The following is a 20,793-nucleotide window of genomic DNA, read 5'->3' as shown; positions in this document are numbered from 1 at the left end:
CAGACAGCAACCGCATCCACTTTTCCCTTAAGCATCTATTCCTGATAACGCAAAAGGCAGTCTCTTATCAAGACTGCCTTAATCTCATTCAAAAAAAATATCCTCATTGCGCTTCGGTGAAGGCAGCAGCTTCAGCGGCAGCGATGATTTCCTCACGACTTTGTGCCTTGGCACTGATATCACTAAGGTCGAACTCATTATCATCCTCTTTGAGGGCGGCTTCATTACTTATAATGTCTTCATGGCACTCACTTATGGCACTCTGATGCTCATCGAACACATTCTCATGAAATAGCGTTTCATGCTTTTTCACAACTGGTTTCTTTTCACTCTGTGCAATAATGAAGTCATTTTTAAGTTCCGTATCAGGCACCTGCTCTACAGGCTCCTCCTCCATCTTGGTACGGTCGGCCTTAGCAGCAAAGACCGCATCAATGTATTGGGGCTTTTTCTTCAGTTTCTCAAGCGTAAGCTTACAGGCTTGCTGCTGTGCCTCCTTCTTGCTGTATCCACTTGAAGAACAACCCTCTACACCTTCGAGAACCACTTGGAAATTAAACACCGGCGACCCACCTTTATCAGATTTTTGATCAAGCATGCGGAATTCCAGTTTCACACGATTCTTCTGGCTCCATTCAATAAGTTTGCTCTTGAAGTTTACTTCCTTATAAGCCACCTTGTCAATATTGATCATTTGTGCCAGGATACGGTTTTTAAGAAACCGCATGCATGCATTATATCCACGGTCAAGATAAATGGCTCCTACCAATGCCTCTAAAGCATTTCCTCCCATATAGCTGTTATGAGAGGAATTGCGTCCGCTTGAAAGGATGAGTTGGTTGAGACCCAACTCCTGTGCAAGCTTATTGAGCGTATCACGCTGTACGAGCTTTGAGCGGGTATTAGTGAGGAATCCCTCCCTCTTACCGGGGAAATGATGATAAACAATGTCTCCTACAGCAGCGTCGAGAATGGCATCTCCAAGAAATTCAAGCCGCTCGTTGTTTACGGGTTTTCCCTTCTTGTTACGATGCATGACACTCTTATGCATCAGCGCCAGTTTATAGTAGCTGATGTCGTGCGGATAGAAACCAATAATGGGGTACAAAGACAAATAAAGCTCCTTATCCTTGCGGAAAGGGAGCCTTATTCTGTCAATCATATTACTCAGCATATTTCTTAAATACTACGCATGCGTTGTGCCCACCAAAACCAAAGGTATTGCTGAGGGCGGCACGAACTTCGCGCTTTTGTGCCTTATTGAATGTGAAGTTCAAGTTATAGTCAATCTCTGGGTCGTCATCGCCTTCCTCGTGATTGATGGTTGGAGGAATGATGTCGTTCTTTACGCTCAATACGCAAGCCATGGCCTCAATGGCACCAGCCGCACCGAGAAGATGACCAGTCATTGACTTTGTAGAACTGATATTCAGTTTATAAGCTGCATCACCGAATACATCCTTAATAGCCTTGGCCTCGCTGATATCACCCACATGAGTGGAAGTGCCGTGCACATTGATATAGTCGATATCCTCTGGCTTCAAGCCTGCATCCTCAAGCGCAGCCTCCATAACGAGCTTGGCTCCCAGGCCTTCCGGATGAGATGCCGTGATATGATATGCGTCGGCACTCTCGCCCTCGCCTACCATCTCCGCATAGATCTTAGCTCCGCGAGCCTTGGCATGCTCAAGTTCCTCGAGAATGAGACAACCTGCTCCTTCAGCCATGATAAAGCCGTCGCGACTTGCACTGAATGGACGAGAAGCATGCTCGGGATCATCATTACGGGTAGACAGAGCCTTCATTGCATTGAAACCACCTACGCCGCAAGCACAGATCGCACTCTCGGCACCACCTGCAACGATGATATTCGCCTTGCCCAACCTCAACAGATTGAAAGCATCGGCGAGTGCATTGCTTGAAGATGCGCAGGCACTGGTCGTGGTAAAGTTAGGTCCGCGGAATCCGAAATAGATTGAGATATGTCCGGAGGCAATGTCAGCAATCATTTTGGGAATGAAGAACGGACTGAACTTAGGTCCGTCATCGATATGCTGCCCATAATAGGTTACCTCATCCTCGAATGTACGAATGCCGCCAATACCTACACCATAGATTACTCCAATGCGGTTCTTGTCTTCCGACTCCAAATCAATACCACTATCTTTCACACCCTGAATGGCACTGATCATGGCCAACTGGGTGTAACGATCGAGCTTGCGAGCCTCTTTGCGATCGATCCAATCGTTTACATTAAGATCCTTGACCTCGCAGGCAAATTGTGTCTTGAACTTGGAAGCGTCGAATTGTGTAATAGGAGCAGCGCCGCTCTTACCAGCCAACATGGACTCCCATGTTTCCTCCGGTGAATTTCCTAATGGCGTTACGGCGCCAAGCCCTGTTACAACTACTCTCTTCAACTCCATTTATTTAGCGTTCTCCGCAATATAGTTGATAGCGTCTCCAACAGTCTGGATGGTCTCAGCCTTATCGTCTGGGATAGAAATGCCGAATTCCTTTTCAAACTCCATAATGAGCTCTACGGTATCCAGAGAGTCTGCGCCAAGATCGTTTGTGAAGCTTGCTTCTGGCTTAACTTCAGCCTCATCAACACCAAGTTTGTCTACGATAATAGCCTTTACTTTGCTTTCAATTTCTGACATAATTGTAACTTTTAAAATGTTTATAAATAGTTTCTAAATTGGAATCAAATTAAAAATCTGGATGCAAAGGAACGAAAAAATTACCAAATGCACAAATTTTTTAATAAAAAAAGCGTTTTTGGTTGCACAAACCACTGCAACTGTGCATTTTTTAAAGTTCTGATTAAACTAAAAATATAGCCTTTTTGCCCATTATTTGAAGACAAATTGAAAAATCGTTGAGTTTTATTTTGCTTTTTCTATTATTTAAATTATCTTTGCTCTGAAAACATTTTAAAAACAAATCATACATTATGACTTTCACAGAACAATGCAATCAGATTTTCAATCAGGTAATTCGTGATTATCACATCAAAAACGATGTGGACACACCCATTAGCAATCCTTACGATCGGGACTCCATTGATAATCGGCTTTACCTAAAATGCTGGATTGACACTGTACAGTGGCATCTCGAGGATCTCATACGAGATCCGCATATCGACCCCGTGGAAGCACTGGCTTTAAAACGCCGAATTGACCGCTCTAACCAAGACCGCACCGACCTTGTGGAGCAGATTGACTCTTTCTTCCGCCAAAAATACAGCGAGGTAAGTATTCTTCCAGACGCTCGAATCAATACAGAGAGTCCCGCATGGGCCATTGACCGCCTGAGCATACTTGCCCTTAAAATCTATCACATGAATGAACAGGTTGAGCGCAAAGACGCATCTGAAGAGCATCGTGAGAAATGTCAGAACAAGCTCAATGTACTCTTGGAACAGCAAGTAGACTTGAGTACGGCCATCGACCAGCTGTTGGAAGATATTGAGGCGGGTCGCAAATACATGAAGGTTTACCGCCAAATGAAGATGTATAACGACCCGTCTACAAATCCAATTCTTTACGGAAAAAAGTAAAAACTTCAGGTGAAGACAGAGCATTTACTCATCATCCGGTTCTCGGCAATGGGTGATGTGGCCATGACTGTTCCCGTGGTTGCATCGCTGGCACGGCAATATCCTGATATGCACATCACCGTGCTGAGCCGTCCGTTTGCCCGCTGCTTCTTCGAAAACCTGGCTCCAAATGTAGGATTCATGGAAGCTGACCTAAAGAAAGAATATAAGGGTTTGCACGGACTCAATGTGCTCTACCGCCGACTGGTATCCAAGCGTTTTACCGCTGTCGCCGACTGCCATGATGTATTGCGAACGAAATACCTGCGATTGAGATTTGTCTTAGGAGGTTACAAGGTTACCCATATCAATAAGCATCGTCGTGGAAAGCATCTCCTCGCGCGTAAATATAATAAGGTATGCGTTCAGCAACCCACCTCATTCCAAAATTATATCGATGTAATAGAGAAACTCGGCTATCCGGTAGAGCCCGACTTTATATCCATCTATCCGCAAGGATATGCGCAAATAGACGATTTATACAATATCACAGGTTGCAAGAAAGAGGGTTACAAGTGGTTAGGAATCGCCCCGTTCGCCGCACATAAGGGGAAGATATATCCCATCAGCCGGATGGAAGAGGCCATTCAGCTAATCATCAAGAAACAGCCTAACTGCAAAATCTTCCTCTTCGGAGGCGGAAAGGAGGAAAAACAAATACTCGACTCATTGGCAGAAAAGTATGAGCAATGTATGAATGCATCTGCCATGCTTGGGGGATTGGAAAATGAATTACGGCTGATGAGCCATCTCGATGCCATGATTTCCATGGACAGCGCCAATATGCACCTGGCTTCTTTGGTGAATACACCCGTCATTAGCATCTGGGGAGCCACTCATCCTTATGCCGGATTCATGGGTTGGAATCAGAAAAGTGAAAACGCGGTGCAGGTAGATATGGAATGCCGTCCCTGCTCCATCTATGGAAATAAGCCATGTATGCGAGGAGACTATGCCTGCATGAATGATATTCCCCCCAAGCAAATCTGCGACAGAGTGATATCTGTCTTAAACCAATAAATGGTTTCCTACTTCCAAGTCTTTTATTCCGGATTCATAGAAAAGAGATAAACTGACAAATTACAAGCAGCGTGTAATGGCATTACACGCAACTTGTAATCACATTACACACCGTTTGTAACATATAGGATGACGGCATCGACCTGTGAAAAACTATGTTGATAACTCTGAAAAACACGGTTGAAAACTGCTTATATATCCACAATATGTAAGATAAGAAAATTCAAATGTGAATATCCAAAGAGATTTCCACACGCTGTTCTTATATTTTCCACAGTTTCAAAGAAACAAAATAAAACTCCATTATCGACTCTATCCATAATAATAAAAATTGTTGATAACCGCTCTTAATTCGTTATTATCAATACTATAGAATGAGAGGAACCGGTCAATAAAACCACAAAAGAGTCTAATAACTGAAACACCAAATATTTTAAAAGAAAGTTTTGCACTTTTCCACGCATTATCATCATATCCATCTTTTTTTTTAAAAAGAAAAATAAAAAATATATAGATGATGTGCTATTGAAAACTAGAAAGTTTATAAAAATGCTGTCAGACTTTAGTGATATATTGCTGCTTATCCGACCTGTTTCTTCAAATCTGGCCTATAAATGCTATTCCATATCAGAATCCTAAGCTGATCCATCAGTATAGACAGTATATAAATGGATATGACGAAAAGGACGACCAAGACTGCAAATGTAATTCCTGTGAACTGATTATACAGATTCATGATGGTGGAATGGAATATGTTGTCGCTGAAATACGGGAAACAATGGATGAGGAATACCGCAAAACAGGATCTGCCAATCCAGTTGATAAGCTTGCTATACCTTATTTTCCATTGGTAGAAAAACACTACGACAAGAACCGATGCGGCAATGGTAAGGAGCGAGGAAAACTTGAATATCGTATCAATGATATAGGGTATGCCTTTGAAATAGCCGACGAAGGCGATTGCGGCCGTAATTGACACAGTAAGGACAAAGAACACAGAGCATCGTTTTTTGTTCAAATTTCGCAGGTGTTCAGCATGCAGGTGTATATAACGGGCAAGGAGATAGAGGATAAAGAAAGAGAAAGGACTTCTGCCTTCTAAGAATCCCATTTCCTTAGGACTTATCCATCCATACAGGGATTGGAGGATAAGACATGCGATGATCGTAATGGCGAATTGCTGTTTGGAGGCATTTTCCGCAAAATAATTGAGTACTGGGGCAAAGCAATACAGTATAATATAAATAGGTATAAACCAGTAGTCGTCGGTGATGAGTATGTGTATTAAGAAATTCCAGGAAAACTTTACATCCTCATCGAATATCAGAAACAGCGCATAAGATATTGAGGAATAGAATAAAACCTGAAAGATAAACTCCAGAAAACGGCTCTTCTTAGGGTGTATTCCATACCATCCGGACAATAATATGAAGATATCAACACAGGTATAAGTAGCACAAACTCCCCATATCTTCAAGTAGGCAGAGAGGGGCTGATTGAAGATATCCAGCTGGTTTTCCGGAAAATTGAAGTTAATAAAGTCTATATGGAAGAGAACCACGAGAAGCATTGCCGTGATTCTGAGCAGTTCCATATTCGAATCTCTATATCTTATCGCATTCATTTTATGATAATTTTGTTTTTTCCGACAAAGCTATTGCGGCAAGCATAAAGATAAATGGCATAAAAGGAGCCTTGAAGCGAGTCTCTCCATGAATAGCCAGTACAATGGCCAATGACCCACCTATAATGATGATAAGTGGCAGAAAAGCGTCCTTAAGATGTTTTTTCCTTAATAGCGTAATAGTACCTGATATAGCAAAAAGCAAGATGATGTAATATAAAAGCATGCATATAAGCGCTGCTATTTGTGTACCATTCAACTTATTCATTTGAGAAACAATATTTCTATAAGGCAGGGTGATATAGTTATTTTCTGCTTTTGACTTATCCTTTATTAGGAAAGTCATGTTGTCTATGTCGTTAAAATACATATAGACCAGCCTTCCCGGCACTTTGCTCAGATAGTTAAGCTTATTGTTTTCAAGCCAATCAAGGCTTCTCTTTTTCCAAATCTTATCGCATTCTATGGCTGTCTTGTTCTTCATATTATCAATATATCGTGCCGTTCCCGCAGGATACATCTCTGTATTATAATGTGGTTTTACGCTTGTTTCATAAGTAGCTTCAGCCATGTTAAACCATAATGACTCTGCCTGGTAGATGAAATACCCGGTCCTGGAATAACTTTCTATACCGAAAAGGAAAATGATGAGGATATATCCCGATAAGATTCCTGTGGTCTTTCGGATGATATTCTTTCTTTCAAGAAAAATATAATATAGGATTATTGATCCTAAGAAAATAAGAGCAATGGGACGAAACCAATTGGCCAGTGCCATGAGCATTCCTCCAAGGAATAGCCATCGAGTGTTCTCTGAATTCCTCAATATGATATAAAATGCGAATAAGGCAAGGAATATCATCGGGGTTTCTGAATTTAACATAGTAACTTCGCCCCAGTTGTTCGGATAGAGAATATATAGGATAAACGCAGTTAATGCGACTTTTGAATTGAAGATAGATTCTGCAATTTTGGCTATCAAAAGACCTGTTAGCGCTTTCAAGAGGCAGAAAAACAGAAGGATAGGATACACGGAATGATATATCCAAAGGAATAAAGCCGTAAGGTTAACCACGCCAATATTCCAGATAAATGGATATCCTTTAATAAGATTGGTACATGGATAAGGTTCTCCGGTTTCAATACAGGTTTCTGCGTATTCTATATATCCAGCACCATCGTTTGTTGGAGTATATCCGAAAATCGCCAGGATGGCAACCAGGAATAGGAAAAACAATATGGTTAGTTTACGATAGCTACTTTGCATACAGTTCCTTTTGCTCCTGTTTGTGTTGCAGTCTGAACCATATAGACACCGCTGGCCACCCTTCTTCCCTTTTGATCGCATCCATTCCAAATATAAGTTCCGCCGTTACTCCTGCCTTCATTTATAAGTACTCCATTTGAAGTTACTATCTTTACATCAGCATCATAACTGAGTCCTACGATTGTAATTGGACCTGTATATTCAGGTCTTACAGGATTAGGATATGCATAGACATTTTCCGTAGTCATAATTTCATTCATTACCGATGCGTCGCTCATATAGGAGCAAAGTCCTTTATCAGTACCTATAAACAGTTCTCCTGTCGTTGGATTGATGGCCATCGACTCTATGTTATTAGATAGGATCCTGCTGTTTTCGGTGGTAAAGTGTTGCAGTTGCACCATATTATCGGTACTGATGAGATAAATGCCGTCGCCTTTGGTGCCAAACCACTTTCTTCCAACTTTATCAATAACGATTGCGGAGATGTTGACACCATCCAGAAGATAGTCTGCAAAGTTCGTTCCATCATTACGAGGAACCTTTACTTGTTGAAATATATAGTTTTTGGCAGTGATTTCGGAAGATTGTAATACGAGAGGACCGAGACTTGTTCCTATCCATATGTTCTGCTCTTTATCTTCAGTAATACATTGAACGGAAGCTACACCGACAGTTTCTCCGTCTTGATTTTTAAAAGAGGTAAAAGCGTTAAGATCATCACTTAGAGACTCGTAGGCATAGAGTGATGGTACTATCCAGTGATCGTTTCCAAACCATATGAGCCCCCGACTATCCTGAAAGATATTTGTAAGTTTTCCAAGGCTTTTCTCGTTTAGTTTCATCAGGTCCTCCTTGCTGTGGGAGATCCACTTCTCTTCGTTCGTATACTCTAGTAACGACTGGTGCGGAGCCTGACTATTGAGACACCAGAGACTGCCTGATTTGTCAAATCCAAGTCCCAAAACAAGAATGTATTCCTTATCGGAAGCTGAGATGGCAGATTCAAGAAGGCTATTTTCATTATTCCAGAACTTTACGAATTTTCCATTCATGAATTCATAGAGTCCGGTTCTTCCACTTGCGAAGACATGGTTGTTATCATTCGGATCAATGTCTAAACAGGAAAGGTCAACATAGGAAACGCCTGTCTTCTGTTTTAGTTCATCTTCATAAACAGTCCATTCGTCATTGTCTGAAAGCACCTGAATGCATCCTGGCCGCATAAGATCGCTCGTTACATAATATCCTCCGCCACAGGTATAGAGTCGGTTATTGGTGAATTTCATGAATCCGAAGTAGTTATATTTAGGGCCTCCGGGTTTCAAGCTTTGTACCATCTTGAGCATCTTGGCATCGATATTTTTGTTTTTTGCCATGTAATCCCCTACCCTGCTCCAATTGTTTCTGTCTAGTAGATTAGAGCTTTGATTACCACGATAAAGACCATTGGTAGATGATGCCGCATAAAGGTATCCACCATCTGTATAGCTATAATCTGTCCGGAAACCAAGGTTATAGGTATCTGAAATTTCACCATTACTGACATTGAGCTTGAGAATTCCGAATCCCGTGCTGATATAAGCATACTCTCCGTCAATGTCTATGCTGTGGATGGTTTTATCTTCAGTCATCGCTTTACTATGGAATTCAGATACATTGATAATTTTATCCTGCTGTTCCAGCAAGTCAATATTCTGATTCTGATAGGCGATGACGAGCCGTTTGGCACCTTGACACCATGCAATGTGCGCAATATCACAGTCGGAAAGGAGGTTTATTTTGTCATAAGTCCGAACGCTCTGGTCGTTTTCATTATATGAATATAAATTACCTGAGGCAAGCACATATAGCGTATTCCCACCTTTTTCAATCTCCGTAACATCATGATAGGCCATGTAAGCCTTCCATGTTCCGATGGCGGTTGCACCTGCAAGCGATGCATTGATTGTCAGGATTATTGACAGGATAATTTTCTTCATATTCAGCGTTGCGGTTTTTATGTTTTAAGGTGGCTTTTTACAAGATAGTCGGCCAACTTCCTTACGGCTCTTGCCCGATGAGAGATTTTATTCTTCACATCATCTCCCAGTTCGGCAAAGCTTTCGTCATATCCCTCGGGAATGAAGAGCGGGTCGTATCCGAAGCCTTCCGTGCCATGCTTCTCAGTTCCGATTTTTCCTCTTACCAAGCCTTCAAATTCGTGTAATTCACCATGAAGTATCAATGCGATAACTGTTCGGAACTGTGCCTTTCGATTTTTATCGTAACGCAGTTCATATAGTAGTTTCCGCATGTTGGCCTCACTATCATGGTCGGTTCCTTCTGCATAGCGGGCACTATGTACACCCGGTGCTCCGCCGAGAGCCTCCACTTCGAGTCCCGTATCATCAGCAAAGCAGTCAATATGATATTTGTCATAGACATATCTGGCCTTCTGAAGAGCATTTTCCTCGAGTGTATTGCCTGTTTCGGGAATATCTTCGTGGCATCCAATGTCGTTTAGGGATACAATTTCAAAATTGTTTCCCAATATCTCACGAATCTCGTGAAGCTTATTCTTGTTGTTCGTCGCGAAAACTATTTTCATATTGCTTCGGAACTTTTACTTTCATTTCATCGAATCCCTCACCATATACGCCGATGACGGAACTCTGTGATACGAAAGCATTTGGGTCTATCATTTTGATGAGGCGAAAGATATTTACGCTCTCGTTTTTCTTGGCAAGTATACAGAGCACCTTCATCTCTTGTCCTGTATACCATCCGTGTCCGTCAAGAATGGTAACTCCGTGATCCATTTCAGTACCGATTGCATTGGCTATTTCCTGATATTTCTTTGAGAAAATCATGAATTGGACAGACTCGCGACGGCGGTTCATCACATAATCGAGCATAAAATTCTCGATGACCATGGTGCAGAAGCCGAACACCACTTTATGCGCCCGGTCGAATATCTCTCCGAATTGTGGGAAAAAGAAACAGCTTCCAATAATGAGGAAATCCACGAGAATCAGAACCTGTCCTATTGAGAAGTTGTGATATTTGTTCACGCAGGCCGCGATGATATCCGTCCCTCCGGTACTTCCGTTATTCAGGAAGACAATGGCAAGTGCAGTTCCGGTCAGGCAGCATCCTATGATGAGCGACATGAAGTTTTGATTTTCGCCGAGTATTCTGATGAAGTGTCCCGCTGCGTCTTTCGGCATCAGCATCTGTGCAAACATCAGCATGAAATAGAGTGCGATGATGGCATAGATGGTTTTCATCATAAATCGGAAACCTAATATTTTCAAGGCTACGCCCAACAGGGCGATATTGATGAAGAGATAGGTATTCTCAATGGGGAATCCGGTAGCATAGAAGATGATGGCCGACATTCCCGTTACACCGCCCGTTACAATCTCGTAGGGTAGGAGAAATACCGTCCAGGCAAAAGTATAGAGGATTAATCCCAAGGTAATAAAAATATAATCCTTGGCTTCTCTCCACAGATATTGTCTCTCTAATGTCATTTAAGCACGATGTTTACGATTTTCTTAGGAACAATAATTACCTTAACGACATTCTTTCCGTCCATATACTTCTGTGATTTTTCATCAGTAAGTACAGCCTTCTGAATGTCTTCATGAGAAGTATTTGCTGGGAATTTCATCTGAAACCGGGCCTTTCCGTTGAAGGAAATGGTAAGTTGCACCTTGTCTTCCACAAGGTATTGCTCGTTCCATGCAGGCCACTGGGCATCGCATATGCTGCCTTTCATATTCAAGGTTTCCCAGAGTTCCTCGGCAATGTGTGGTGCAAAAGGGGCAATGAGGATGATCAAATCGGTGAGCAGTTCACGATTATGCCATTTCTGCTGACCCATTTCATTTACGCAAATCATAAATGCTGAGATGGCGGTATTGTACGAGAAGTTCTCAATATCACCCGTAACTTTCTTGATAAGCCTGTGCATGCTCTTCAGGCTTTGCGGCGAAGCATTCTCTTCCTTGACGAGGAATGCGCCGGTGCGGTTGTCATAAAAGAGGTTCCAAAGTTTCCGCAGGAAGCGATGGCAACCGTCAATACCGTTGGTATCCCAAGGTTTGCTCTGCTCTACAGGGCCGAGAAACATTTCGTAGAGACGCAGCGTATCAGCCCCATACTGTTCTACAATCATGTCGGGATTAACGACATTGAACATCGATTTCGACATTTTCTCTACGGCCCATCCGCATATATACTTGCCATCTTCAAGGATAAACTCCGCATTTTCGTATTCAGGGCGCCATGTCTTGAAAGCCTCGATGTCGAGGATGTCGGCATGTACGATGTTGACATCTACATGGATGGGGGTGGTTTCATATTTATCTTTCAGGCCGAGAGACACGAATACAGGAGCTGCATCGTGATCATTGCTGTTAACACGATACACGAAGTTGGAACGACCTTGTATCATACCCTGATTGATGAGTTTCTGGAATGGTTCTTCCTTACAGCTTACGCCGTAGTCATGGAGGAACTTATTCCAGAATCGAGAATAAATCAGGTGGCCCGTGGCATGTTCCGTTCCACCTACATAGAGGTCTACATTCTGCCAGTATTCATCGATGTTCTTGGCAACGAGAGCATGCTCGTCTTTTGGATCCATGTATCGCAGATAATAAGCCGAAGAACCCGCGAAACCAGGCATGGTGTAGAGTTCGATCGGAAATATCGTCTCGTTGTTGATGAGGCTCTTCTCTACAATCTTGTTATTGACGGTGTCCCATGCCCATTTCTTGGCTCTTCCCAATGGCGGTTCTCCGGTTTCCGTGGGCTCATACTTGTCTATCTCCGGTAGTTCCAGCGGCAGGCACTGCTCCGGAATCATGTAGGGCATGTCTTCTTTGTAATATACTGGGAACGGTTCACCCCAGTAACGCTGGCGCGAGAAGATGGCGTCACGAAGACGGTAGTTCACCTTCACACGACCAAGACCGGTCTCGGTTACATACTTTTTGGTAGCGGCAATGGCCTCTTGAACGGTAAGTCCGTTTAGTGAGAACGGTGTCTGCTTGCCCATAACGGGACTGTTTATCACAATGCCTTCTTTCGCATCGTAGCTCTCCTCCGACACATCAGCCCCCTCAATCAATGGAAGGATGGGAAGCTTGAAATGCTTGGCAAAAGCATAGTCGCGGCTATCGTGGGCAGGAACAGCCATGATGGCACCTGTTCCATAGCCTGAAAGCACATACTCTGATATATATATGGGGATGGCATCACCCGTAAATGGGTTGATGGCATAGGAACCTGTAAAGACACCGGTAACCTTTCGGTCTGACATGCGCTCCAGTTCGGTGCGCTTCTTTACATACTCCAGATATTTGTCGACATCTTCCTTTTTCTCCGGCGTTGTTACCTTTCCGACATATTCGCTCTCTGGAGCCAGCACCATAAAGGTTACGCCGAACATGGTGTCTGCACGGGTGGTGAAGATGGTGAACTTGACATTGCTGTCCTTTACCGCAAATTCCACTTCCGTACCTTCTGACCGCCCTATCCAGTTACGCTGTGTCTCTTTCAGGGAATCAGTCCAGTCTATTTCGTCCAGACCATCGAGCAGGCGCTGCGCATAGGCACTCACACGCAGGCACCACTGGCGCATCTTCTTCTGGATTACCGGATAGCCGCCGCGCTCGGAAACGCCATCGATGACCTCATCATTGGCAAGCACCGTTCCAAGACCTGGACACCAGTTCACCATAGTCTCGCCCAAATAGGCTATGCGATAGTTCATCAGGGTCTTTTGCTGCTCGTGTTCGTTCATGCTTCTCCAGTCTTGAGCAGAGAAGACAAGTTCTTCAGAGCACGACACATTCATGCCGAGCGTGCCGTTGTCCTCAAAGTGATGGATGAGGTTTTCTATGGGCTGGGCTTTCTTCAGGTCGTTGTCGTAATAGGAATTGAACATTTTCCGGAATGCCCATTGTGTCCATTTATAATAGACAGGGTCGCAGGTGCGCACCTCGCGGCTCCAGTCGAATGAGAATCCGATTTTGTCCAGCTGCTCACGATAGCGGTTGATGTTCTGCTCGGTGGTGATGGCAGGGTGTTGTCCTGTTTGTATGGCATACTGCTCGGCGGGCAGTCCATAGGCATCATAGCCCATCGGGTTGAGCACATTGAAGCCTTGGAGCCGCTTGTAGCGTGCGTAGATGTCCGAGGCGATATAGCCTAACGGATGACCAACATGCAGTCCTGCCCCTGAAGGATATGGAAACATGTTGAGCACATAGTATTTCTGTTTTTGCTTATCCTCCGTTACTTGATAGGTGTGCTGTTCCTCCCATTTCCTCTGCCACTTCTTTTCTATTTCTCTGAAGTTATATTCCATTTCTGTTCCGTATTATCAGCTTGATAAGATTACTTGTTCAATTTCCAGGTAACGCCATCCTTGGTATCCTTCACTTCGAAGCCGTCGGCAGCGAGTTCGTCGCGTATCTTGTCGCTTGTCGTCCAGTCTTTGTCGGCCTTGGCCTTATCGCGAAGCTCCAATACCATGTCCACCACCTTGCCGAAAGCTTCTTCTCGGGCGTCGTTGTTGTCGCCCTTTTCACTTTTCAAACCGAGCAGGTCGAAGGCGAAGAGATTCAGAGTGGACTTTAATTTGTCGAGGTCTTCGGCGCTGATCGAGGCCTTGTGGTCGATGATCGTATTGATAAGCTTGCAGGCTTCGAATAGATTACTGATGACGAGCGGGGTCATCAAGTCATCGTTCATGGCCTCGTAGCATTTCCGGGCGAAGTCTTTTACGAGCGCCTGGGTTGTCGCATCGCTCTCTTTGGATGGCTGTATGCGCTCCATGTCGCCGATGCCGTTCATCAGGCGCTCAAGTCCTTTCTCCGCTGCCTTCAGCGCATCGTTGGAGAAATCGACGGTTCCTCGATAGTGGGCACTCAGGATGAAAAAGCGTATGGTCATCGGCGAATAGGCCTGGTCGAGGCTCTCGTGGTTGCCGGTGAAGAACTGTTCCAGCGTAATAAAGTTGCCGAGACTCTTTCCCATCTTCTGTCCGTTGATGGTAATCATGTTGTTGTGCATCCAGTAGCGCACCATCTGGTCGCCCTGTGAGGCCACGGCCTGGGCTATCTCGCATTCATGATGCGGGAAAACGAGGTCCATGCCACCGCCGTGGATGTCGAAATGGCTGCCGAGATATTTCTTTCCCATGGCCGTGCATTCGCAGTGCCAACCGGGAAATCCGTCGCTCCAGGGCGAGGGCCAGCGCATGATATGCTCCGGCCGCGCCTTTTTCCAGAGGGCGAAATCGGCCTGGTTATGCTTTTCTTCCGTTCCCGCGAGGTTGCGTGAATGATTGATGATGTCAGTCAGGTTGCGGCCGGAGAGGATGCCATATGTATGGTCTCGGTTATACTTCTCCACATCGAAGTAGATGCTGCCGTTGCTCTCATAGGCATAGCCGTTGGCAAGAATCTGCTTCACCAGTTGTTCCTGCTCGATGATATGACCCGTGGCCTGTGGCTCGATAGAAGGCGGCAACACATTCAGCAGCTCCATCGCCTTGTGGTAGCGGTTGGTATAATACTGCGCGATCTCCATTGGCTCGAGCTGTTCCAGCCGCGCCTTCTTCTCTATCTTGTCGTCGCCCTCATCGGCATCGTGCTCCAGATGGCCCACATCGGTGATGTTGCGCACATAGCGCACCTTGTATCCCAGATGCTTCAGGTAGCGGAAGAGGATGTCGAAGGTGATGGCCGGCCGGGCATGTCCCAAGTGCGGGTCGCCATAGACGGTAGGCCCGCAGACATACATGCCCACATTCGGTGCGTGCAAGGGCTTGAAAACCTCCTTCTGGCGGGTAAGGGTATTATAGATAAGCAAAGTCTGTCCCATGATTTTCTGTACACTATTTATTAATTAGGTGCAAAGATACATTAATTTCACGATAAAATTTTAAAATAAGGCTCATAATTTTCAAAATCGCCGTGAATGTGCTATCTTTGTATTCAAAGAAATAATTTAAATGCGTTTTTTCCGAATTCTGTCGGTCTGTTTGTTTTTCACGGTTTCGTGCGCGGCACAGGAGAGGTGCGTGGTGTGGGACAAGGTGAACGGCACTCCGGTATCTCATGCGAGCCTTTACACGATCAACGGGAAAGGCGTTCTTGCCACTTCGTCGGACAGCAACGGCGTGGCCGTGGTGCGGTTTCCCTTCAAGCGGCTGACGATATCCCATCTGAGCTATCGTTCCGTGGTGCTGCGAAGCCTTACGGACACCGTTTTCCTGGAGCCTAAGGTTCAGTTTCTGTCGGAGGTTACGGTAAGGGATGAGGAGCCCGAATGGATAAAGGAAAAGCTTATGCGTTTCCTGAAAGTCCGATCGCGACTGTATCAGCCGGCAGACAGCTATGCCGCCTACGACTATGACAAGCGCAACATCGGCGACTCCGCGGCCTATGCCTTTCGAAGCAGGGGAATCATGTATGTGCCTTCGCTCCGTAATTTAGACAGGGACAGCATGTATCAGGTGTGTCCGGAGAGCAATGTGGTGTCCTATAAAGACACTACCGCGGGCGTGGATTTCTATGACATGCAGCTGATGCTCTATGAGAATGCGGCGGCATCCATCGACCGGAAGTTTGTTCGGCGGCATGTCTTTAGGGTGAACGAGACCTACGGAGGTGCAGACAGAAATATCGTACAGTTGGTCTTCTGGTCGCCGAAGTACGGCGACGATCGTGGAACGCTGACGATGGACACCGCTCGCTGCGCCGTCCTCGAAGTCTCGCGCTCCACAGGCTTGCGGTGTAACCTTGACGAGAAGATGAACTCCCTTGTCCTTTCTGTGGTCAGGGCCGCTGTCGGCTTGCGCTATGAGGATTGGACGATAGACACCAGCATCCGATTTGAGCGGCGGGGTGAGGCCTATTATCCGTCGTATGTGTCGTATAAATATTATGAGAGTCGTTCGAGCTATGATAAATTATTGACAAACTCCAAGAAGCGGCTGGTGGCTTATTTTTCCACGAAAGAAGCTACCTTGAGCCTCATGGGAACGGCCGAGAAGCCCCTGCGGCTGCTCTACGACATTCCTCACGAGAAGCATTCCGCCGTTATCTCCATAGAGTCGAAACGGCATCAGAGAAATAGGGTAGCCATGGAAAAAATGCCGAGAACATATCGTTTCTTTGAATAAAAAAGACGGGTCTTCGAATACTCATTTACAGGGAAGACGGTCGGAACCGATGGCCAAGAACGCGGGAAACAGTTTCCCTGAATTTAAAAGACAATCCACGGAAAAGTAAAACAGGCTGTTTTAGTGACTAAAATAGGCTGTTTCACTGACTAAAACAGGCTGTTTTACTCTATAGGAGGTTGCTGAAAGGATTACACTTGGTGTAAAGTCTCTGCAAAACCAAGCCCTCAAGTTTTGGCAATGATAACCGCCTTTTTCGCTGAAAAGTGAAAAGAAAGCCGACTTTTGTGTAAAGCCGACACTGCTTTTTTGCTTATCTTTGCAATCATAAATCATTCACAAACAAAAAGAGAATCATGGATACGATGAAACTGAACAATGGAGTGGAAATGCCGCAACTGGGCTACGGCGTGTTTCAGGTGGCCCCCGATGAGGCCGAACGCTGCGTGGTCGACGCGCTGAGCGTGGGTTACCGGATGATAGACACGGCACAAGCCTACCAGAACGAGGAGGGCGTGGGACACGCCATACGCAAAAGCGGCGTGCCGAGAGAAGAGATTTTCGTGGTAGACAAGATATGGATGTCCAACTACGAGGGCTATGCCCCCGCACGGAGCATCGACGAGAGCCTGCGCAAGCTGGGCACCGACTACATCGACCTCATGCTGCTACACCCCGCTACAACGCCTATCGCGCACTCGAAAGCGCGCTGAAGGCAGGGAAAGTGCGAGCCATCGGCGTGAGCAACTTCTATCCCGACCACCTCATCGACCTCTGTCACTTCATGGACATTGTCCCGGCGGTGAACCAGGTGGAGACGCACGTGTTCTTCCAGCAGGTGGAAGCCCGCAAGTATATGGACGAATTGGACGTGCGCCACATGTCGTGGGGACCGCTGGCAGAGGGAAAGAACGGCTTCTTCACCAACGAGACGCTAGCTACCATCGGCGCGAAGCACGGTAAGACAGGACCGCAGGTGGCGCTACGCTATCTGTTGCAGCGCGGCGTGATCGTCATTCCCAAGTCGGTGCACAAGGAACGCATGGCGCAGAACCTGCAACTGTTCGACTTCACGCTCACCTATGCCGAGATGACCGAGATACTAAAGCTCGACACCACACAGCCCGTCATCATGCCCAGCCACCACGATCCGGAAATCACCAAGATGTTCATGGGTTTCGCGCCACGCGGATAAAAGATATCGAATATGAGAACAAAAGCAATCATAACATTGGTTTTAGCGGTGATGACAACAACAACAAGCATGCAGGCGCAGACCTACGGAGACGAGGGTCCGACGCTCACGCCCAACGCCCTGGGGTTGGTTTACGAGGGTGCCATCGAGAAGAACGAACGGGGAAAGGTGAATATTCATCGAGTGAATTACAAGGTAGACGGCATCGACGCCGTAGCCAACATGTACACCCCGGCAGGTTATACGCCCGCGGGCAAGTATGCGTCCGTGGTGGTGGCACATCCCAATGGGGGCAGCAAGGATCAGGTGGCAGGACTTTATGCCCAGCGTCTGGCCGAGGCAGGCTTTGTTGCCATCGCCTTCGACACCCGTTTCCAAGGCGAGAGCGGCGGTGAACCGCGCCGCACCGACAAGCCTGCCTATCGCATGGGCTACATCTATGGGGCGGTGGATTTCATACAGAACTATCCCGGTGTAGACCGCGGACGCATCGGTGCACTGGGCATCTGCGGAGGCGGCGGCTACACATTTGCGGCTGCCCAAGCCGACAAGCGCATCAAGGCCGTGGCCACGCTGAGCCTGTTCAACACGGGCGATGTGCGCCGGAATGGTTATATGCGCACACAACGGGCTACCATTGCCCAACGCCAAGCCGAGGCTTCGCAGGCAAGGCAGAAAGAGGCGGCAGGCGCGACGCCCGAAGTGGCAGGCTTTGCCAGCATGTCGCCCGACGAGGCGCGCAAACTGCCCGTAGACCTTTACCGTGAGGGCTATTTCTATTACGCCGTAACACACAAGACACCCAACGCGCCGGGCACCTACCTCAAGAGCTCGCTCATGGAGACGATGGCATGGGACGCCACCGACCATGCCGACCTCATTACTCAGCCTTTGCTCGTCATGGCTGGCTCAAAGGCCGACAGCCGCTACATGTCCGAAGAGGCCTTCGCCAAGGCTACGGGCACGGTAGACAAGGAACTGTTCATCATTCCCGGCGCAACCCACATCAAGACCTATTACGTGAAGGAGTATGTGGACCCCATCGCAGCGAAGGCATGCGCGTTTTTTAAAGAGAAACTGAAATAAAGAGAAAAGAGAATCTGTATGGGAAAACTTCAAGTTTTGATGCTGTCCGTGCTCCTGTCGGCGTTTGTTACCGATGTGGACGCACAGCAATTGCGAAATCCGCAAGACGGCGGCCGTATCCCCGAGGGCGCAACCGAGATAGACATCCACGACAGCCTGTTGCAGACGACGGCCGGGCTTTTCGACAATCCCCTGCTGCTTTGCGCCGGTAACAAAGACGGGAGCAACGCTATGACCATCGGCTGGATAAGTCTCGGCATCCATTGGCTTAATCCCTCACTCACGGTCTATGTGGCCGACAAGCGCCACACCCGTCCCTTTATGGACAACAACGACTACTTCACGGTGATGACATTCAAGAACGACACCGTGCTCGAGTACATGGGCCGCCACAGCGGACGCGACGGCGACAAGGCCAAAGCCCTGGGGCTGCATGTGAAATACACCGACAAGGGCACGCCTTACTACGCAGAGGCCGACATGGTGATCGAGTGCCGCGTGATGTACGCCGCGCAGTTTAAGGCCGAAAACATCAAGGACCCGCTCGTAACCGGCTTCTACAGCCTCTTCCGCGACGGCATTCACCACGAGTATATCGGGCGAATCACCAAGGCGTGGAGGAACAACCATTGACAAAGCCTCACACAAAGAGCAGGGACGGGCCCCGTCCCTGCTCTTTTTATTCTCCAGCCTCAACGACACAGATAGGCGCCATGAGACGCTACGGCTTTCGCAAGTGCATCCTCGGAAGGTTGCAGGTCGGTGCGAAAGAAAGAAACAGTCGGCGGCGGAAAAGATGAAGACGCGGGTCGAACGGAAGTACGTTTCCAGTTGCCCACAAGCTGCCCACGGTGCATAATCACAGGAAAGAAGATGCCGTAATTCGTGAAAGCATGCGTCTGAAACGAGACAGGAAGCACGGCCGTGCGGTCTTTATATCCCAGCAAATATTCGTCGAAAGGCGGAAGCAACGCCACCGTCCCGGCCATTCGCCCACGAATGCGACAAGCATCATGTAGATAATAAACAGCCCCCTTGAAGCGCTCCACAGTCAGCTCGTCGGCGATTAACGCAACAGCCCGTCGCGCCTCGGTAACAGAAAGCCCTGACCACCAAACAAAATCCTCCAACATGGCAGGCGCATGACTGCGGAAATACTTACATGCCAAACGCGCCAAAGCCTCCTCGCGCGAAAGTTCAGGTTGCGGAGCTATGCGCTCATCGATGAGCGCATAAGTGTTTTGCGTTCCGCGCAACCTGCCGCTACACACAAGCCCGCTGTTTTCGGCCATCAGCACATAAGCATGCAGTTGGCGAGCCGCATGAGGCAGATTGCGTTCAGCGAAATAAGGCTCCAGTTCAGCAACCGTGAGCGACCGTCCGCCCGAGAGCGCATCCCCCAACACATCAAACGCCCTGCCGCATTGCTCCTGCGAAAGCTCCTCGCTCATACTCTTGAAATACGACCGAAAGATGCGCTCATTACTCTCCCGGCAAAGCATGAGCATCCATCGCAAATCCTGTGCAGCAACGATATGCCATGTAGGACGCATGACATGTGTCCGAACGATTAACCCTTCGTCAAGAGCCTGTTCCACAGTACTAAGAGCCGGCAGCTTCATCCGCAGCCCTATAGCCCAGCGGGCAGCCCTCGGGTCTTGCGCCTGAACAGCTCCCATCCAATCCACCACCTCAAGCGGACTACCGAAAATGGGTGAAACAAGCTGTTGGTTAAGCAGCCTGATTAAAGGAATATTTATCATCTTATGCTCTTTTCACCATACTTTGCAGCACACAACATTCTCTTCACGGCAAT

The 20,793-nt window shown here is 46.9% G+C and carries 16 protein-coding genes and 1 pseudogene; 6 read left to right on the top strand and 11 right to left on the bottom strand.

Annotated features, from left to right (window positions below; all coding sequences use genetic code 11):
• Positions 1-103: 103 nt before the first annotated feature.
• From rnc to C7120_RS03570, 3 genes are read right to left on the bottom strand one after another with little or no spacing between them, the layout of a single operon-like run.
• The gene (rnc, locus tag C7120_RS03580; protein ID WP_107620384.1) at positions 104-1,174 is read right to left on the bottom strand and encodes a ribonuclease III; all 1,071 of its coding nucleotides are present in this window, start codon (positions 1,172-1,174) and stop codon (positions 104-106) included.
• Entirely contained in the window at positions 1,164-2,426 is a 1,263-nt protein-coding gene (gene fabF / locus C7120_RS03575; protein WP_107620383.1) for a beta-ketoacyl-ACP synthase II, read from the bottom strand. The genes rnc and fabF overlap by 11 nt, the downstream gene beginning before the upstream one ends.
• Positions 2,427-2,663, bottom strand: coding sequence for an acyl carrier protein (locus C7120_RS03570; protein ID WP_092109717.1), 237 nt, complete (start codon positions 2,661-2,663; stop codon positions 2,427-2,429).
• A 293-nt stretch (positions 2,664-2,956) separates the two neighbouring features.
• On the opposite strand from C7120_RS03570, the gene C7120_RS03565 reads away from it, so the two are divergent.
• Positions 2,957-3,562, top strand: a complete 606-nt coding sequence (locus tag C7120_RS03565; RefSeq protein ID WP_107620382.1) for a DUF4254 domain-containing protein — start codon at positions 2,957-2,959, stop codon at positions 3,560-3,562.
• Positions 3,563-3,571: 9 nt separating this feature from the next.
• Positions 3,572-4,621 carry a glycosyltransferase family 9 protein gene (locus C7120_RS03560; RefSeq protein WP_107620381.1) on the top strand — a complete coding sequence of 350 codons (1,050 nt, stop codon included), beginning with the start codon at positions 3,572-3,574 and terminating at the stop codon, positions 4,619-4,621.
• A gap of 580 nt (positions 4,622-5,201) precedes the next feature.
• Here C7120_RS03560 and C7120_RS03555 read toward each other — a convergent pair.
• From C7120_RS03555 to cysS, 7 genes are read right to left on the bottom strand one after another with little or no spacing between them, the layout of a single operon-like run.
• Positions 5,202-6,215: an acyltransferase gene (locus C7120_RS03555; protein ID WP_158267342.1), complete on the bottom strand. Its 1,014-nt coding sequence runs from the start codon at positions 6,213-6,215 to the stop codon at positions 5,202-5,204.
• A 31-nt stretch (positions 6,216-6,246) separates the two neighbouring features.
• Positions 6,247-7,512 (bottom strand): glycosyltransferase family 39 protein, encoded by a 1,266-nt coding sequence (locus C7120_RS03550; RefSeq protein WP_107621370.1) that lies wholly within the window; start codon positions 7,510-7,512, stop codon positions 6,247-6,249.
• Positions 7,488-9,494 carry a two-component regulator propeller domain-containing protein gene (locus tag C7120_RS03545; protein WP_199220666.1) on the bottom strand — a complete coding sequence of 669 codons (2,007 nt, stop codon included), beginning with the start codon at positions 9,492-9,494 and terminating at the stop codon, positions 7,488-7,490. The genes C7120_RS03550 and C7120_RS03545 overlap by 25 nt, the downstream gene beginning before the upstream one ends.
• Positions 9,495-9,511: 17 nt before the next feature.
• On the bottom strand, positions 9,512-10,102 hold the full coding sequence (locus tag C7120_RS03540) for a non-canonical purine NTP diphosphatase (RefSeq protein ID WP_107620378.1): 591 nt from the start codon (positions 10,100-10,102) through the stop codon (positions 9,512-9,514).
• Positions 10,068-11,027, bottom strand: coding sequence for a YitT family protein (locus tag C7120_RS03535; protein ID WP_107620377.1), 960 nt, complete (start codon positions 11,025-11,027; stop codon positions 10,068-10,070). The genes C7120_RS03540 and C7120_RS03535 overlap by 35 nt, the downstream gene beginning before the upstream one ends.
• Positions 11,024-13,873, bottom strand: coding sequence for a leucine--tRNA ligase (gene leuS, locus C7120_RS03530; RefSeq protein ID WP_107620376.1), 2,850 nt, complete (start codon positions 13,871-13,873; stop codon positions 11,024-11,026). The genes C7120_RS03535 and leuS overlap by 4 nt, the downstream gene beginning before the upstream one ends.
• A gap of 29 nt (positions 13,874-13,902) precedes the next feature.
• Positions 13,903-15,393, bottom strand: coding sequence for a cysteine--tRNA ligase (cysS, locus tag C7120_RS03525; RefSeq protein ID WP_107620375.1), 1,491 nt, complete (start codon positions 15,391-15,393; stop codon positions 13,903-13,905).
• 130 nt (positions 15,394-15,523) lie between these two features.
• Between cysS and C7120_RS03520 the strand changes: the two genes are divergently transcribed.
• The 4 genes and pseudogenes from C7120_RS03520 to C7120_RS03505 all read left to right on the top strand — a co-directional run bounded on the left by C7120_RS03520 (position 15,524) and on the right by C7120_RS03505 (position 19,610).
• Positions 15,524-16,696, top strand: a complete 1,173-nt coding sequence (locus tag C7120_RS03520; RefSeq protein ID WP_107620374.1) for a hypothetical protein — start codon at positions 15,524-15,526, stop codon at positions 16,694-16,696.
• A 356-nt stretch (positions 16,697-17,052) separates the two neighbouring features.
• A pseudogene (locus C7120_RS03515) lies at positions 17,053-17,891 on the top strand (aldo/keto reductase).
• 12 nt (positions 17,892-17,903) lie between these two features.
• Positions 17,904-18,977: an alpha/beta hydrolase gene (locus C7120_RS03510; protein WP_107620373.1), complete on the top strand. Its 1,074-nt coding sequence runs from the start codon at positions 17,904-17,906 to the stop codon at positions 18,975-18,977.
• An 18-nt stretch (positions 18,978-18,995) separates the two neighbouring features.
• On the top strand, positions 18,996-19,610 hold the full coding sequence (locus C7120_RS03505; protein WP_107620372.1) for a flavin reductase: 615 nt from the start codon (positions 18,996-18,998) through the stop codon (positions 19,608-19,610).
• Positions 19,611-19,669: 59 nt separating this feature from the next.
• Here C7120_RS03505 and C7120_RS03500 read toward each other — a convergent pair whose 3' ends face one another.
• A complete protein-coding gene (locus C7120_RS03500; protein WP_233247011.1) occupies positions 19,670-20,740 on the bottom strand; it encodes a winged helix DNA-binding domain-containing protein in 1,071 nt (356 codons plus the stop codon).
• Positions 20,741-20,793: the final 53 nt, after the last annotated feature.

This window comes from Prevotella sp. oral taxon 376, assembly GCF_003043945.1.
Taxonomy (GTDB): Bacteria; Bacteroidota; Bacteroidia; order Bacteroidales; family Bacteroidaceae; genus Prevotella.
This window is presented reverse-complemented; position numbering and strand designations above follow the sequence as displayed.